This is a genomic window from Achromobacter ruhlandii (assembly GCF_902859695.1).
Classification (GTDB): domain Bacteria; phylum Pseudomonadota; class Gammaproteobacteria; order Burkholderiales; family Burkholderiaceae_B; genus Achromobacter; species Achromobacter ruhlandii.
Window position 1 is genome coordinate 79,152 of record NZ_CADIJL010000013.1, and the last position, 16,189, is coordinate 95,340.

At 71.1% G+C, this 16,189-nt stretch carries 12 protein-coding genes; 8 read left to right on the plus strand and 4 right to left on the minus strand.

From position 1 onward, the window contains the following. Window positions 1-27 precede the first annotated feature (27 nt). The 4 genes from HV742_RS17345 to HV742_RS17360 form a co-directional block, all read right to left on the minus strand. Window positions 28-282, minus strand: coding sequence for a hypothetical protein (locus tag HV742_RS17345; protein ID WP_175145972.1), 255 nt, complete (start codon window positions 280-282; stop codon window positions 28-30). A gap of 27 nt (window positions 283-309) precedes the next feature. After that, entirely contained in the window at window positions 310-816 is a 507-nt protein-coding gene (locus tag HV742_RS17350; protein WP_054418177.1) for a ferritin-like domain-containing protein, read from the minus strand. A gap of 127 nt (window positions 817-943) precedes the next feature. Further along, a complete protein-coding gene (locus HV742_RS17355) occupies window positions 944-1,099 on the minus strand; it encodes a hypothetical protein (RefSeq protein WP_175145973.1) in 156 nt (51 codons plus the stop codon). Next, the gene (locus HV742_RS17360) at window positions 1,096-1,566 is read right to left on the minus strand and encodes a low affinity iron permease family protein (RefSeq protein ID WP_081330470.1); all 471 of its coding nucleotides are present in this window, start codon (window positions 1,564-1,566) and stop codon (window positions 1,096-1,098) included. Before HV742_RS17360 ends, HV742_RS17355 begins: the two co-directional genes overlap by 4 nt. Window positions 1,567-1,682: 116 nt before the next feature. Between HV742_RS17360 and HV742_RS17365 the strand changes: the two genes are divergently transcribed. The 8 genes from HV742_RS17365 to glgB all read left to right on the plus strand — a co-directional run bounded on the left by HV742_RS17365 (window position 1,683) and on the right by glgB (window position 16,188). After that, a complete protein-coding gene (locus HV742_RS17365) occupies window positions 1,683-2,768 on the plus strand; it encodes a calcium:cation antiporter (RefSeq protein ID WP_175145974.1) in 1,086 nt (361 codons plus the stop codon). Window positions 2,769-2,829: 61 nt separating this feature from the next. Beyond that, complete coding sequence (locus HV742_RS17370) at window positions 2,830-3,585, plus strand: endonuclease/exonuclease/phosphatase family protein (RefSeq protein ID WP_175145975.1); 756 nt, start codon at window positions 2,830-2,832, stop codon at window positions 3,583-3,585. Next, window positions 3,582-4,787 (plus strand): cardiolipin synthase ClsB, encoded by a 1,206-nt coding sequence (clsB, locus tag HV742_RS17375; protein ID WP_175145976.1) that lies wholly within the window; start codon window positions 3,582-3,584, stop codon window positions 4,785-4,787. The genes HV742_RS17370 and clsB overlap by 4 nt, the downstream gene beginning before the upstream one ends. Then, entirely contained in the window at window positions 4,784-5,764 is a 981-nt protein-coding gene (locus HV742_RS17380) for a lysylphosphatidylglycerol synthase domain-containing protein (RefSeq protein WP_175145977.1), read from the plus strand. The genes clsB and HV742_RS17380 overlap by 4 nt, the downstream gene beginning before the upstream one ends. A 155-nt stretch (window positions 5,765-5,919) precedes the next feature. Then, the gene (gene glgA, locus HV742_RS17385; RefSeq protein ID WP_175145978.1) at window positions 5,920-7,482 is read left to right on the plus strand and encodes a glycogen synthase GlgA; all 1,563 of its coding nucleotides are present in this window, start codon (window positions 5,920-5,922) and stop codon (window positions 7,480-7,482) included. A gap of 9 nt (window positions 7,483-7,491) precedes the next feature. Next, on the plus strand, window positions 7,492-10,650 hold the full coding sequence (locus HV742_RS17390) for an alpha-1,4-glucan--maltose-1-phosphate maltosyltransferase (RefSeq protein ID WP_175145979.1): 3,159 nt from the start codon (window positions 7,492-7,494) through the stop codon (window positions 10,648-10,650). 22 nt (window positions 10,651-10,672) lie between these two features. After that, window positions 10,673-14,014, plus strand: a complete 3,342-nt coding sequence (treS, locus tag HV742_RS17395) for a maltose alpha-D-glucosyltransferase (protein ID WP_175145980.1) — start codon at window positions 10,673-10,675, stop codon at window positions 14,012-14,014. Continuing rightward, window positions 14,011-16,188: a 1,4-alpha-glucan branching protein GlgB gene (gene glgB, locus HV742_RS17400; protein ID WP_175145981.1), complete on the plus strand. Its 2,178-nt coding sequence runs from the start codon at window positions 14,011-14,013 to the stop codon at window positions 16,186-16,188. The genes treS and glgB overlap by 4 nt, the downstream gene beginning before the upstream one ends. The last annotated feature ends 1 nt before the right edge of the window (window position 16,189 follow it).

The following is a 16,189-nucleotide window of genomic DNA, read 5'->3' on the forward strand; positions in this document are numbered from 1 at the left end:
CGGTGCGTACATGTCCATGGCGGTTTCCTAGCGTGCGCGTCCACTGCGCGCCCATACTTGCTGTTCGCGGCCGGTATCGCCGAGTCGATCGATGCCCGGCGTCTGTTGCGGATCGACTTCCGGCATCGGATTGGGCAGGCTGTCGGGCGGCCAGCGGCCGCGCCGGTCCGCCTTTTCATCGCGCACGGGCGGGTCGGGCGACTCGGCGGGCGATTGATCGGGCCGGGCCGGCGCCTTGCGGCCCGGGTCTGGCGCCTCCGGATGCGTGATGGCATTGCCCATGGCGGTCTCCTGATCGTCGTGTCGATATCACGCGGCCTTGCCGGCCCGCGCCGCCTTGGCATTGGCCTGCTCCAGCGCCAGCGTGTTCAGCTTTTCATCGGCGGCTTTTTCCTCGGCCAACGTTTCCTTGAGCAGCGCCAGCGCGTCGCCATGTCCCAGCTGCTTGGCAAAGGTGCACAGCGTGCCGTAGCTGGCGATCTCGTAGTGCTCGACCTTCTGCGCCGACGCGATCAGCGCGGCATCCAGCACGGGGCCTTTCTCGACTTCCTCGATGACGTCGCGGCCCTCTTCCACCAGGCCCTCCATCGCCGCGCACTTGACGCGCTTGAGCCGCAGGCCCGTGGCCTCGACGATCTTGTCGATCCGTTCCACCTGGCCCCGGGTTTCCTCCAGGTGCGCGGTGAAGGCCTCGGCGAGCTTGGCCTCGCTGGCCGCGCGCGCCATCTTGGGCAAGGCGCGGGTAAGTTGCTTCTCGGCGCTGTAGATGTCCGACAGTTCGTGGATGAACAGATCCTGCAAAGTCTTTTGCGTCATGGTTGACTCCTGTGTGTTTCCGGCGGGGTTGCCGCGGCGTGATCGGTCGGTCGCGGCTGATGCCGCCGGCTCTCTCCAGCAACCGCCGTGCCGCAGGCGCCGCGGACCGCGCCGCGCGGAGACGCCGTCATGGATGGGGCAGACGCGTCGGCGGCAAGCAGGCAGCCGGGTCTTTGGAAGAAATGGCTCGCAAGGAGCGCAGCACGAAGCGATCGCGAACGGTGTCGCGATCCGGCGGGCCGCCGTACTGACCCTTGCGGACGGTCGGCGTGGCATGGCTCATTGCCGCCTCCGGGTCCGGGCACGCTTGCGCCGCTGCGTGCGGGCGCGCGCCGTGCAGGCCGCCGCCAGCGCCAGCAACTTGTCTTCGTCCAGGCGCTCGGCGTCGACCAGCCGCTCGTCGGCGCCCTGGAGCGCGATCAGCAACTCGTCCAGCTTCAGGTGCACGGCCTCGCTGTCCTTGTTCTGGCTCTGCTGGATCACGAACACCATGAGGAAGGTGACGATGGTCGTGCCGGTATTGATGACCAACTGCCAGGTTTCGGAATAATCGAACGCCGGACCGGAAAGTCCCCACACCACGACCGCGATCAACGCCAGCCCGAAGGCGACGGGCGAACCCGCCCCTCGGGTCACATGCGCGGCGAAATGGTCGAAGAAACGGGAGACGGGATTGCCACGGCCGTCCCCCTGCCCGGAGGACGCTCGCTTCGACGATGATGGCCGCCTGGGTACGCGGGTGATGGGCATGGGGTCTGTTTCCGGTCCGACGAAACCGTTGACCCAGCAAGCCGCGTGCCCGCCGCGCGCGCCGCCCGCGGCCCGGCCGTGCTAGGCTGGCACTATTGCGGCCTGCCCCAGTCCCGATGAAATCCATTCTGCAGTCAGAGAAGTTCCTGCTTCTGGCCTGCGCCGTCGCGATCGCCGGATTCGCGCTCGATTCCCGCCTGGGCGGTTACGGCCGCCTGTCCAGCCTGCTGGAAAGCGCGGTGCTGATCGGCGCCATCCTGGCCGCGTCGCTGAGCGTGGCGCGCCACGCCGAGCGCATCGCCCGCAGGCTGGGCGACCCCTATGGCAGCATGATCCTGACGCTGTCGGCGGTGCTGGTCGAGGTGATCGTGCTGGCCATCGTCTCGTCCCAGGCGGGCTCGCCGACGCTGGTGCGCGACAGCATCTATTCGGCCGTCATGCTGGACATCAATGGCATCCTGGGCGTGGCCGCGCTGATCGGCGGCTTCAAGCACGGCGAGCAGGCCTACAACGACGATTCCGCGCGCACCTACAGCGTCATGATCCTGACCGCCGTGACGGTGTCGATGATCATCCCCGAATTCGTGCCCCAGGCAGGCTGGCGCGCCTACAGCGGCTTCACCATCGTGGCGATGCTGTTGCTGTACGGCGTGTTCCTGCGCATGCAGACCGGCCCGCACAGCTACTTCTTCAGCTACAGCTATCCGGACAAGAAGACCCGCCAGCCGTCGCCGCCCTCCGGCTACCCGAGCCCGCGCCAGTCCATCGTCGTCATGGCGGTTGGCATTGCCGCGGTAGGCGCGCTGGCCGAGCTGATGTCGCATTCCCTCGATCGCGGCCTGGCGGGCATGGCGGTGCCCGCCGGCCTGGTGGCGCTGATCGTGGCCGGCATCTCGGCCGCGCCGGAGATGCTGACCGCCCTGCGCGCCGCCCTGGCCAATCGCATGCAGTCGGTCGTCAATATCGCGCTGGGGGCTTCGCTGTCCACGGTGATCCTGACCGTGCCCGCCATGGAGGCGCTGGCGCTGTTTTCCGGGCAGCGCATCGACATCGCAATGACGCCGCTGCAGACCCTGATGATGCTCGTCACCCTGCTGGTGGCCGCCATCAACCTGAACGACGGCCAGACCAACGCAATCGAGGGCATGACCCATTTCGTGCTGTTCGGCGCCTTCCTGATGCTGTTGGCGCTGGGACTGTAGCGCTACTGGCGCCAGGCACGGCACTTGCTACCGGGCGAGGATTCCCGCGCCTGGAGACGCCATGCCTGCCCCCGCCACCTTGACGGTGCTGACCGTCAATACCCACAAGGGCTACACCAGCTTCAACCGCCGATTCATGCTGCCCGACCTGCGCGACGCGCTGCGGTCGGCGGCGCCTGACCTGGTGTTCCTGCAGGAGGTGGTGGGGGAACACCAGGGCATGGCGGCGCGCCGTCCGCAGGGCTGGCCGGCCGCCTCGCAGTACGAATTCCTGGCCGACACGCTATGGCGCGATTTCGCCTACGGCCGCAACGCCGTCTATCCGGCCGGCCACCATGGCAACGCGGTGCTGTCGCGCTATCCGATCACGCGCTTCGAGAACCATGACGTCAGCATCGGGCGCCATGAAAGCCGCGGCCTGCTGCATTGCGTGCTGGAAATACCTGGCAGCGCCCGCGCGCTGCACGCGATCTGCGTCCACCTGGGCTTGCGCGAGGGCCATCGCCGGCGCCAGATCGCCAGTCTGTGCCGCCTGGTGGCGCGCGACGTTCCCGCCGGCGAGGCGCTGCTGATCGCCGGCGATTTCAACGACTGGCGCCTGAATGCCGATGGCCTGATGCGGGATTGCCGGGTGCGCGAGGTCTTCACCTCGCGCCTGGGCCGGCCGGCCCGCACCTTTCCCGCGCGCTGGCCGCTGCTGCGGCTGGACCGCATCTACGTGCGCGACGTGCGGGATTGGCAGCCGGTGCCGCTGGCCTCGCGGGTCTGGTCGCGCCTGTCCGACCACGTGCCGATCGCGGCGGAGATCGCGCTATGACGCCCCCGCCGCTGGGCTGGCGCGACGGCAACCGCTACACCTTGCTGGAAAACGGCGAGGCCTATTTTCCGGCGGTGCGCGCCGCCGTGGACGCCGCCAGCCGTGAAATCCTGGTCGAGACCTTCATCCTGTTCGACGACCCGGTCGGGCGCGATCTGCAACGCGGCCTGATCGCCGCCGCGCGGCGCGGCGTCAGCGTGGATGTACTGGTCGACGGCTATGGGTCGGACGCGCTGTCCGATGCGTTCCTGGCGCCGCTGACCGACGCCGGCGTGCGCGTGCATCTGTTCGATCCGCGCCCGCGCCTGCTGGGCGTGCGCACCAACCTGTTCCGGCGCATGCACCGCAAGACCGTGGCGGTGGACGGCGCCTGCGCCTTCATCGGCGGCATGAATTTCTCGGCCGACCACCTGCGGGACTATGGACCGGAAGCCAAGCAGGACTATGCGGTGCGGGTGGATGGCCCGCTGGCCTCGGACATCGCCGACTATGCCCGTGCCGCGCTCGGCGCGGGCCGGCGGCGCCGGCGGCGGCCCGGGCCCGTCGACGCCATGCCCGCCGGCGACGGCGGCGGCCGCCTGGTGGTGCGCGACAACCACGACCACCCCACCGACATCGAACGCTACTACCGCGCCGGCCTGCGCGCGGCCCGCCACGATGTGCTGATCGCCAACGCCTATTTCTTCCCGGGCTATCGCCTGCTGCACGACCTGGCCAAGGCCGCCCGGCGCGGCGTGCGCGTGCGCCTGCTGCTGCAGGGCGAACCCGACATGCTGGTGGCGCAGCTGGCCGCCAGCATGCTCTACGACTACCTGCTCGACGCCGGCGTGGAGATCTTCGAATACTGCAAGCGTCCGCTGCACGCCAAGGTGGCCTGTGTCGACCAGGACTGGTCGACCGTGGGGTCCAGCAACCTCGATCCGCTCAGCCTGGCATTGAACCTGGAAGCCAACGTGGTGGCGCGCGATACCGCCTTGAACGCCGCCCTGCGCGCCAGCCTGGACCGCCTCATCGCCCAGGACTGCCGGCCGGTGCGGATGCGGCCCGGCTCCCGGCGGCGCCTGCGCCGCTTGTGGGTCGGCGTGGTGGTGTTCCACTTCCTGCGGCGCTTTCCCGCCTGGGCCGGCGCCCTGCCGGCGCACAAACCGCGCCTGCGCACCCTGGACGACAACAGTCCGCGGCGCGAAAGCGAGGCGCAATGAGCCTGTATCGCTCCCGCCTGGCGCGGATCGCGCGTCACCGCTGGCCCCGGATCAAGCGCGTGCTGCCCTGGATCGTGCTGGCGCTGGTGGCCGCCCTGCTGGCGTATTTCGCCACGTCGGTCGACTGGCCCCAGGTGTGGCAGGCGGTACGCCGGATTCCGCGCGCCACCATCGCGCTGGCGGCCGCGTTGGTGGTGCCGGCCTATCTCGCCTATGCCTCGATGGACCTGCTGGGCCGCCGCTATGTCGGCCACGCGCTGCCCTGGCCCAAGGTACTGGGCGTGGCCATGCTGAGCTATGCGCTGAACCTGAACCTGGGCGTGCTGCTGGGCGGCCTGGGGGCCCGCCTGCGCCTGTATGCGCGGCTGGGTTGCCGCAAGGCCGTGGCCACGCGGGTGGCGGTGTTCTCCGCCGTCTCCAACTGGCTCGGCTACGGCTGGGTGGCGGGCCTGGTGTTCGCCAGCGGCCTGATCGTGGTGCCTGCCGGCTGGGAGATCGGCGGCGGCGTGCTGCGCCTGCTGGGCGTGGGCCTGATCGCCCTGGCCGCCCTCTACGTCTGGATCTGCGCCCGCGCCACGCGCCGTTCGGTGCACTGGCTGGGCCAGCGCGTGAGCCTGCCGGGCGCGCGCATGGCCGCGCTGCAGAGCCTGACGGCGGCCCTGTCGTGGCTGTTGATGGGCGCCATCATGTATGTGCTGCTGCAAGGCAGGGTCAGCTATCCCGTGGTGCTGGGCATCCTGCTGTGCACGAGTTTCGCGGCGGTGGTGACGCGGGTGCCGGGCGGACTGGGCACTACCGAGGCGATCTTCGTGGCGGCCCTGTCGCCCCGGCTGCCTGCCGCCGAGGTGCTGGGCGCGGCCCTGGGCTATCGCGCCCTGTACGCGCTGGCGCCGCTGTGCCTGGCCCTGCTGGCGTTCATGCTGGTCGAGCTGCGCCTTGCCTGGCGCAAGCGCCACACCCTGGCCCGCGCGCGCTGAGCCAGGATTACAAGATGCGGCAACAACGGCGCCCGCGCGCCGTCTCCCCCCTGGCGCGACGGGGCGCCAGGCCCGGGCATGGCACTTGCGTAGGGATCAGGCTTGCGGACACGGCCCCGATTCCGGCGGCCCTCCGCCCCCTCTCCGGAGCGAGCATGGCGACACCCAGAATCCTTATCGTGGCGGCCGAAGCCTTCCCCCTGGCAAAAACCGGCGGGCTGGGCGATGCCATCACCGGCATGGCGCGTGCGCTGGCCCAGGCCCAGGCGCTTCCGACCCTGCTGCTGCCCGCCTATCGCGGCGTGGCGCAGCACCTGCAATCGCTGTGCCCCGTTGCCGACCTGCCCGGGCTGCCGGGCGGTGACGCGCGGCTGCTGTCCGGGATCTGCCCGCAATCGGGCCTGTCCTTCCTGCTATTGGACAACGACGCGCTCTATGATCGCGACGGCCTCTATCTGGATAGCGGCGGACAGCCCTATCCGGACAACGCCCTGCGCTACGCCGCGCTGGCGCATGCCAGCGTCCGCATCGCGCAAGGCCTGCCGGGGCTGCCGCGCCCCGATCTGGTGCACGCGCACGACTGGCACGCGGCGCTGGCGCCCCTGTTGTTGCGGGCCGCGGGCATCGAAGACGTCAAGAGCGTCCTGACGATCCACAATCTTGCCTTCCAGGGCCAGGCCCCGCTCGAAGACGCCGCCGCGTTGGGGATCGGGCCCGCCTTCCGCGGCGAGGACGGCGCGATGGCCTGGGGCCAGCTGAATTTCATGAAGGCCGGCATACGCTACGCCGATCGCGTCACCACCGTCAGCCAGCGGTATGCGCGCGAGATCCTGACCCCCGCGTTCGGCTGCGGCCTGGACGGCGTCCTGCGTGAACGCGAGACCGATCTGCTGGCCATCGCCAACGGCATCGACACGCATCTGTGGAACCCGACGCGCGACCCGCACCTGGGCCCGCTGCGCTACAGCGCCGCCGACCTCGCCAACAAGCGCCTGTGCAAGGCGGCCGTGCAGCATGAGTACGGACTGCGGGAAGATCCGCAGGCCGTCCTGATGATCATGTGCAGCCGCCTGACCGGCCAGAAGATGGCCGATGTGGCCGCGCAGGCGCTGCCGCAGGCGCTGGAGGCGCACCCGTCGCTGCAGGTGGCGGTGCTGGGCCAGGGCGAGCGCCATCTGGAGGCCGCCCTGGCCGAATTGGCCGGGCGCTTTCCGCGCCGCTGCGCCGTGCGCATCGGCTACGACGAGGCCGGCGCGCACCGGCTGCACGCCGCCGGCGACGTGCTGCTGCACGGCAGCCGCTTCGAGCCGTTCGGCCTGACGCCGCTTTACGCCATGCGCTATGGCACCCTGCCGATCGGCTCGCGGGTCGGCGGCATGGCCGACACGATCGCGGACCCCGGCCCGCACCAACCCCTGACCGCCATGGCCCGCGCCACAGGCGTCCTGTTCGACGGCGACGCGCCCGCCGACATGGCCGCCGCCATCGCGCGCGCGCTGCACCTGCACGGCCACGCGACGCTGTGGCGGGCCATGCAGCGCAACGCCATGACCGCGGACTTCAGCTGGCGGCCCGCGGTGGCGCAGTACCTGGCGTTGTTCCAGGCGCTCGGCGGCGATCGCGCCGCCCCGGCGGAGTCGCCGCTGGCGGAAAGCGCCACGCCACGCGCGCGGCAGGCGCGCCGCGCCGCCTCCCTCACCACCCCCGTGCTGCAGTAGGAACCGCCAATGGCCTTGCCTTCCTCCGCGCCGCGCATCTATTACGCGCCGTCCGGCCTGCCGGCCGACGACGCCACGCGCGAGCGGCTGCTGGCCGGGGTCGGCCGCGACGGATTCAGCGCGGTGCTGGTCCCCGTGCCCTGGCTATGCCCGGCCAACGCGCGCTCGCTGGCGCCGGTCGACGCCGATCGCGCGCCGGCCCCGGACGGCGGCACCGGGCCGCTGCCGGCGCGCCTGGCGCGGGATGCCGGCGAGGCCGCCAAGCACGGGCTGGCATTGCTGCTGCGGCTGGAACTGCAGCGCGTGGCCCGCGATGCGGTGGACAGTACGGCGCCCGCCGCCTGGTATCACGATCCGGTCGACGACCCGGCGCGCGATCCGCGGCTGTCGCTGGCCGAACACGGCGTCAGGCAGCTGCGCGAGGATCCGCCGGCCGGCTTTGTCGATGCCTGGGCCGCGCGCCTGCTGCGCTGGACGCGCGCGGGGGTCGGCGGCTACGTCGTGCAGCCGCCGCCGCATCTCGATGCGCAGACATGGCGGTCGCTGTTCGCGCCCGCGCGTCAGGCCGACCCCGCGTTGCGCTGCCTGGCCTGGACGCCGGGCCTGGCGCCAGCGGCCCTGGCCCGCCTGCGCGACGCGGGCTTTGACGGCGTGTTTTCATCGCTGCCGTGGTGGGACTACCGCTCGCCCTGGCTGGCCGAGGAACTGGAACGCTTGCGCGAGGTGGCGCCGGTCATTGCCCCAACCGGCGCGCTGGACAAGGCCCGCCCGGACACGTCCGTCGCCAGCGATGCGCGACGCGCCTGGAGCGCCGCGTTGAGCGCCTCCGGCTGGCTGGCCGCCGACGCCGATCGCGCGGCCGGCGCCGCACAGGTCAACGCCTGGTTGCGCGACGCGCACTGCCCCGCGCCGCCGCGCCTGGTGGTGGGGCGCGACGGCGGCGCCACCCTGCTGCTGCGGGACACGGCCGACGAGGGCGCGGCGTTGCTGGCGCTCAACCCCGACGACCGCTCCCCGGCCCGCCTGGACTGGGACCTGGCCGCGGGCCTGCTGCCCGCCGGCACGATCGTCGCCCGCGGCGATACCGCGGTGGGCGCCCCGCTGCCGCCCGCCGCCTGCGCCCGCTACGAGCTGGCGCCAGCCGCGCCCGTGCGCCTGTCGCCCCGCGCGACCTCGGCGACGCGCGGCGACGGCGTCGGCCAGGCCCGTATCGCCATCGAACAGGTCGTGCCCGCGGTCGACGGCGGCGCCTTCCCCGTCAAATGCGGCGTGCATGATCCCGTGCAAGTCGAGGCCGACATTTTCATGGACGGCCATGACCGGCTCGCGGCCGAGCTGCGCTGGCGCGCCGACGACGAACCCGCCTGGCGCGCCGTGCCACTGGTTCCGGTCGGCAATGACCGCTGGTCCGCCAGCTTCCGGCCCGACCGCATCGGCCCGCACGCGTTCCAGGTGGCCGCCTGGCACGACGGCTGGGAGACGTTCCGGCACGAACTGGAAGTCAAGCATGCCGCCGGCGCCAGTCTGCGGCTGGAACGCGAGGAAGGCCTGCAACTGCTGCGCGCGGCCGACCAGCGCGCCAGCCAGGCCGCCACGCCCGGCGCCGGCCTGATCAAGCGCGCCCTGCGCGCCTGCGCCGCGCCGGCGCCGGACAGCGAACCCGACGCCGCCCAGATCGAGACGCTGCTCGACCCCGCTTTGGCCCAGGCCATGCGCAGCCACGACAGCCGCCCGTTCGAATCGTTGTCCGCCATCCACCCGCTCTGGGTCGACCGGCCGCGCGCCACCCACGCCGCGTGGTACGAACTGTTCCCCCGGTCGCAGGCCGCCGAACCCGGCCGCCACGGCACCTTCGACGATGTCATCGCGCGCCTGCCCGACATCCGCGCGATGGGCTTCGACGTGCTCTACCTGCCGCCGATCCACCCCATCGGCCTGGCCAACCGCAAGGGCCGCAACAACAGCCTGCGCGCCGGACCCGACGATGTCGGCAGCCCCTACGCCATCGGTTCGCCGGCCGGCGGCCACGACGCCATCGAGCCGCGCCTGGGCACCCTGGCCGACTTCCTGCGGCTGGTCGACGCCGCCCGCGAGCACGGCCTGGAGATGGCGTTGGACTTCGCCATCCAGTGCTCGCCCGACCACCCCTGGCTGGCGCGCCATCCCGACTGGTTCTCCTGGCGGCCCGACGGTTCGCTGCGCTATGCCGAGAATCCGCCCAAGAAGTACGAAGACATCGTCAACGTGGCGTTCTATGGCCCGGCGCCCAAGCGCGCGCGCAAGCTGGGCCTGTGGCGCGCCCTGCGCGACATCGTGCTGTTCTGGGTGGAACAGGGCGTGCGCACCTTCCGCGTCGACAACCCCCACACCAAGCCGCTGCCCTTCTGGCAATGGCTGATCGCCGACGTGCACGCCCGCCATCCGGATGTGCTGTTCCTGTCCGAAGCCTTCACCCGGCCCAGGATGATGTACCGCCTGGCCAAGATTGGTTTTAGCCAGTCGTACACCTACTTCACCTGGCGCAACGACAAGGCCGAGCTGGAAGCCTATCTGCGCGAGATCTCGCAGGCGCCCGTCGCGGATTTCTTCCGGCCGCATTTCTTCGTCAACACGCCCGACATCAATCCGCTGTTCCTGCAGACCTCGGGCCGCCCCGGCTTCCTGATCCGGGCGGCGCTGGCCGCGCTGGGTTCCGGCCTGTGGGGCGTGTACAGCGGCTTCGAACTGTGCGAGGCCGCGCCGGTGCCGGGCAAGGAGGAATATCTGGACTCCGAGAAATACGAACTGCGCCAGCGCGACTGGCACCAGGCCGGCAACATCCGCGCCGAGATCGCGCGCCTGAATCAACTGCGCCGCGCCAATCCCGCCTTGCAGAGCCACCGCGGCCTGACGCTCGCGGCCAGCGGCAACGACCGCGTCATCGCCTTCGCCAAGGCCACGCCCGGCCAGGGCAATGTGATCCTGGCGGCGATCAGCCTGGACCCGTTCCATCCCCAGACCGCCCGCCTCGAGCCGCCCTACGCGCTGTTCTGCCCGCCCTGGGCGGCCGAACTGGTGGCCGAGGACCTGCTGGGCGGACAGCGCGAAACCTGGCAGGGCGGCGCCCGCGACGTGGCGCTGTCCCCCGATCAACCCTACCGCATCTGGCGGCTGTCGCGTCATGGTTGACGCCGCCCGGGAGCCCGCCACCATGAACAGCGACACCCCGCCCCAGGACGACGGCCTCTGGTACAAGGACGCGGTCGTCTACCAACTGCACGTGAAGTCGTTCTTCGACTCCAACGACGATGGCGTCGGCGACCTGCCGGGGCTGATCTCCAAACTGGATTACATCGCCAACCTCGGGGTGGACACGATCTGGCTGCTGCCGTTCTATCCCTCGCCCCGCCGCGACGACGGCTACGACATCGCCGACTACCGCGGCGTGCATCCCGACTACGGCACCGTGGCCGACGTGCGCCGGCTGATTCGCGCCGCCCATGCGCGCGGGCTGCGCGTCATCACCGAATTGGTGGTCAACCACACCTCCGACCAGCACCCGTGGTTCCAGCGCGCCCGCAGTTCGCGGCCCGGTTCGGCCGCGCGCAATTTCTATGTATGGTCGGATAACGACAAGGCCTACGCCGGCACCCGCGTCATCTTCTGCGACACCGAAAAATCGAACTGGACCTGGGACCCGGTCGCCAATGCCTACTTCTGGCACCGCTTCTATTCGCACCAGCCCGACCTGAACTACGACAACCCGCAGGTGTTAAAGGAAGTGCTGGCGGTGATGCGGCACTGGCTGGACATGGGCGTGGACGGCCTGCGGCTGGACGCCGTGCCGTACCTGGTCGAGCGCGAAGGCACCAACAACGAGAACCTGCCCGAGACCCACCAGGTGCTCAAGCGCATCCGCGCGGTGATCGATGCCGAGTACCCGGGACGCCTGCTGCTGGCCGAGGCCAATCAGTGGCCCGAGGACGCGCAGGAATATTTCGGCGATGGCGACGAATGCCACATGTCGTTCCACTTCCCGCTGATGCCGCGCATGTACATGGCGATCGCGCAGGAAGACCGCTTTCCCATCACCGACATCATCCGCCAGACGCCCGACATTCCCGCCACCTGCCAGTGGGCCATCTTCCTGCGCAACCACGACGAACTGACGCTGGAGATGGTCACCAGCCGCGAACGCGACTACCTGTGGAGCGTCTACGCCGCCGATCCGCGCGCCCGCATCAACCTGGGCATCCGCCGGCGGCTGGCGCCGCTGCTGGAACGCGACCGGCGCCGGGTCGAACTGATGAACAGCCTGCTGCTGTCGATGCCCGGCACGCCGGTGCTGTACTACGGCGACGAACTGGGCATGGGCGACAACGTGCACCTGGGCGACCGCGACGGCGTGCGCACGCCGATGCAGTGGTCGCCCGACCGCAATGGCGGCTTCTCGCGCGCCGACCCCGAGCGCCTGCCGCTGCCGGTGCTGATGGGGCCGCTGTATGGCTACGAGGCCGTCAACGTCGAGGCCCAGCAGCGCGACCCGCATTCGCTGCTGAACTGGACCCGCCGCATGCTGGCGCAGCGCCGCCAGACCCGCGCCTTCGGCCGCGGCACGCTGCGCTTTATCCAGGCCGGCAACCGCAAGATCCTGGCCTACCTGCGGCAGTGGCGCGACACCACCATCCTGTGCGTGGCCAACCTGTCGAACGCCGCCCAGCCGGTCGAACTGCCGCTGCAGGCCTTCAATGGCCGCGTGCCGGTGGAAATGCTGGGCGGCACGCCCTTTCCCGCCATCGGCGAACTGCCGTATCTGCTGACGCTGCCTCCGTATGGTTTTTACTGGATGGACCTGAGCGCCGAGGCGGCGCCGCCCGGCTGGCATGCCAGCCTGCCCGAACGCATGCCGGAGCTGGTCACGCTGGTGTTGCGCGGCCACGCCAATGCCGTCCTCACGGACGCTTCGCGCGTCGCGCTGGAAACCGAAGTGCTGCCGGAATACCTGGCGCGCCAGCGCTGGTTTCCGGGCGCCACGCCGCCGGCGCGGGCGCGGCTGGCCTACGCCACGCCGTTCGGCGCCGATGGCGCGGAGTACTACTGGGCCGAGGCCGAACCGGCCGACGCCGGCGCCGGCCAGCGGGTGCAGGTGCCCTTCGCGCTGGTGTGGGACGAAACCGCGCACGTCCAGTATCCGATCGCGCGGGTGCGGCGCGGGCCGGAAGTCGGCATCCTGGCCGACGCCTTCCTGCAACCCGGCTTCGTGCTGGGCGTGGTCCAGGCCCTGCGCGCCGGCCGCGAGTGGGACGGGCGCCAGGGCGGCAAGCCGGGCGAGCGGCCCGGCGTGATCCGCTGCCAGGCCGAACCCGGGCTGGCGGCGCTGGACCTGGGCGCCGAGCCGGCGCTGCAATGGATCAGCGGCGAGCAGTCCAACAGCTCGGTGGTGATCGGCGGGCAGGCCATCCTGAAACTGCTGCGCAACGCCGAACCGGGGCTGTCGGCCGAAGTGGAAATGAGCCGCCACCTGACGCGCGCCGGCTACGCCAACATCCCCACCCTGCTGGGCGAGGTCAGGCGGATCGACGCCGACGACACGCCGTGCACCCTGGCGGTGCTGTATGCCTATATCGCCAACGAGGGCGACGCCTGGGGTTGGACCCTGGACTTCCTCAAGCGTGCCCTGGCCACCGCGCTGCTGGGCGGCGACAGCCCCGAGGAATTCGAAGCCAGCCTGGAGGGCTACGCGACCTTCGCCGCCACCGTCGGCCGGCGCGTGGCGCAATTGCACCAGGTGCTGTCGCGCCCCAGCGACGACCCGGCGTTCGCGCCGGCGCGGGCCTCGCGGGAGGATGCCGACGCCCTCGCCGCCAGCGTCACCGCGCAACTGGATCGCGCCGCCAAGGCCTTGCGCCATCGCCTCGATACCCTGGAGGAACCCTCGCGCGCCTGCGCCCAATGGCTGTTCGAGCACCACGACCGGCTGACGGCGCGGATCGAACGCATGGCGCAGTCGCTGGCCGGCAGTCCGCTGATCCGCGTGCATGGCGACCTGCACCTGGGCCAGGTGCTGGTGGCGCAGACCGACGCCTACCTGATCGACTTCGAGGGCGAGCCGGATCACCCGCTGGCGCAGCGACGGCAACTGGCCTCGCCCGCCAAGGACGTGGCCGGCATGCTGCGGTCCTTCGACTATGCGGCCGCCGCCGTCGCGCGCCAGGATCCGCTGGGCGGCGCGCCCGCCGACGCCAACGCGGCGCCGGTGGAAAACGCCGCCACCGCGAATTCGCCGGCGCAGTTGCGCGATGCGCTGCTGGCGCGCTTTCGCGCCCGCGCCAGCGAGGCCTTCCTGCAAGGCTACGAGGAAACCGCCGCGCTGGCTTCACCCGCCTGGCGCACCCTGCTGCAACTGGCTCAACTGGAAAAGGCCGCCTACGAGATCGGCTACGAGGGCGGCCACCGCCCCGACTGGATCTCCATTCCGCTGTGCGCCCTGGCTGGCCTGGCCCATGAATGGCTGCGGAACGCGGCCATCGATGCCGAGGATTCGACCTCATGACGCGCCATCCCGTCCCGCTCGACCCCGCCGAGCGCACCGCCCTGATCGCCGGCCTGCATGGCGATCCCTTTGCCGTGCTCGGCCCGCATCAGGGCGGCGTGCGGGTGCTGGCGCCCGGCGCGCGCGCGGTCACCGTGCTCGGTCCGGACGACGCGCGCCGCGCGCTGGCCGATGACGGCGACGGGCTGTACAGCGGCCCCGCGCCCTTCGCCCGCGCCGGCGCGCCGCACAGCTATCGGCTGGAAATCGAATGGCCGCAGGCGCGGCAGTCCACCGCCGACCCCTATGCCTTCGGCCCGGTGCTGCCCGACGACGCGCTGCGGCGACTGGCCACCGGCGACTGGCAAGCGGCGCTGCAATGGCTGGGCGCGCGCCTGGACACGATCGATGGCGTGGCCGGGCTGCGCTGCGCCCTGTGGGCGCCCAACGCGCGCCGCGTGGCGGTGGTGGGCGATTTCAACAGCTGGGACCCGCGCCGCCACGGCATGCGCCTGCGGCACCTGGCCGGCGTCTGGGAACTGTTCATCCCCGGCGTGGACGCGGGCGCGGTCTACAAGTTCGCGGTCACCGACGCCACCGGCGCGGTGCGCCTGAAGGCCGACCCGCACGCCCGCCGCGCCGAACTGCCGCCCGCCACCGCGTCGGTGGTGGACGACACCGCGCCCTATCCCTGGACCGACGACGACTGGATGCGCGCGCGCGGCCGGCGCCACGCGCCCGGCGCCGCCATCGCCATCTACGAAGTCCATGCCGGCTCCTGGCTGGCCGCCGACGGCGACGCCTGCCCCTGGCGGCAGCTGGCCGACAAGCTGCCGGCCTATGCCGCCTCGATGGGGTTCACCCACGTCGAACTGATGCCCATCATGGAACACCCCTTCGGCGGATCCTGGGGCTACCAGCCGCTGGGGCTGTTCGCGCCCAGCGCGCGCTTCGGCCCGCCGGCCGCGTTCGCGCATTTCGTCGACCGCTGCCACGCCGCCGGCCTCGGCGTGATCCTGGATTGGGTGCCGGCCCACTTCCCCGACGACCCCCACGGCCTGGCGCGCCTGGACGGCACCGCGCTGTACGAATACGACGATCCGCGCGAAGGCTACCACCCGGACTGGCACACCCTGGTCTACAACCTGGGCCGCACCGAGGTGCGCGCCTTCATGATCGCCAGCGCCCTGCACTGGCTGCAACGCTTCCATATCGACGGGCTGCGCGTGGATGCGGTGGCCTCGATGCTGTACCGCGACTACAGCCGCCGGCCCGGCGAGTGGATCCCCAACCGCCACGGCGGCCGCGAGAACCTGGAGGCGGTCGACTTCGTGCGCACGCTCAACCAGGCGGTGCGCGACGAGGTGCCCGACGCCATGATGATCGCCGAGGAGTCGACCGCCTGGCCCGGCGTGACCGCGCCGGTGGCCGACGGCGGCCTGGGCTTTCACTACAAATGGAACATGGGCTGGATGCACGACACGCTGCGCTACCTGGCCGAAGACCCGGTGCACCGCAAGCACCACCACGGCGAGCTGACCTTCAGCATGGTCTACGCCTACGCCGAGCGCTATGTGCTGCCGCTCTCGCACGACGAGGTGGTGCATGGCAAGGGCTCGCTGCTGCGCAAGATGCCGGGCGACGACAGCGCCCGCTTCGCCAACCTGCGCGCCTACCTCGGCTACATGTGGGCGCACCCCGGCAAGAAGCTGCTGTTCATGGGCGGCGAACTGGCGCAGCCCGGCGAATGGAACCACGACGCGCCGCTGGACTGGAACCTGCTGGACGATCCGCGCCACCGGGGCGTGCAGCGCCTGGTCGGCGACCTGAACCACCTGTATCGCGCGCAGCCCGCCCTGCACGCGCGCGATGCCGACCCGGCCGGCTTTGCCTGGGTGGTGCTGGACGACGCCGACAACAGCGTCGTCGCCTTCCTGCGCACCGACGGCGCCACCCAGTTGCTGGCGGTGTGCAACTTCACCCCGGTGGCCCGCGGCGGCTACCGCATCGGCGTGCCGCTGGCGGGACGCTGGGACGAAGTCCTGAACACCGATGCCGGCGTCTACGGCGGCGCCGGCATCGGCAACCTGGGCCAGGCGCTGACCCGCCCCGAAGCCGCGCACGGCCACGCCCAATCGCTGCTGCTGACGCTGCCGCCCCTGTCCACGCTTTACTTCCTGCGCCAAGGCGAATGAC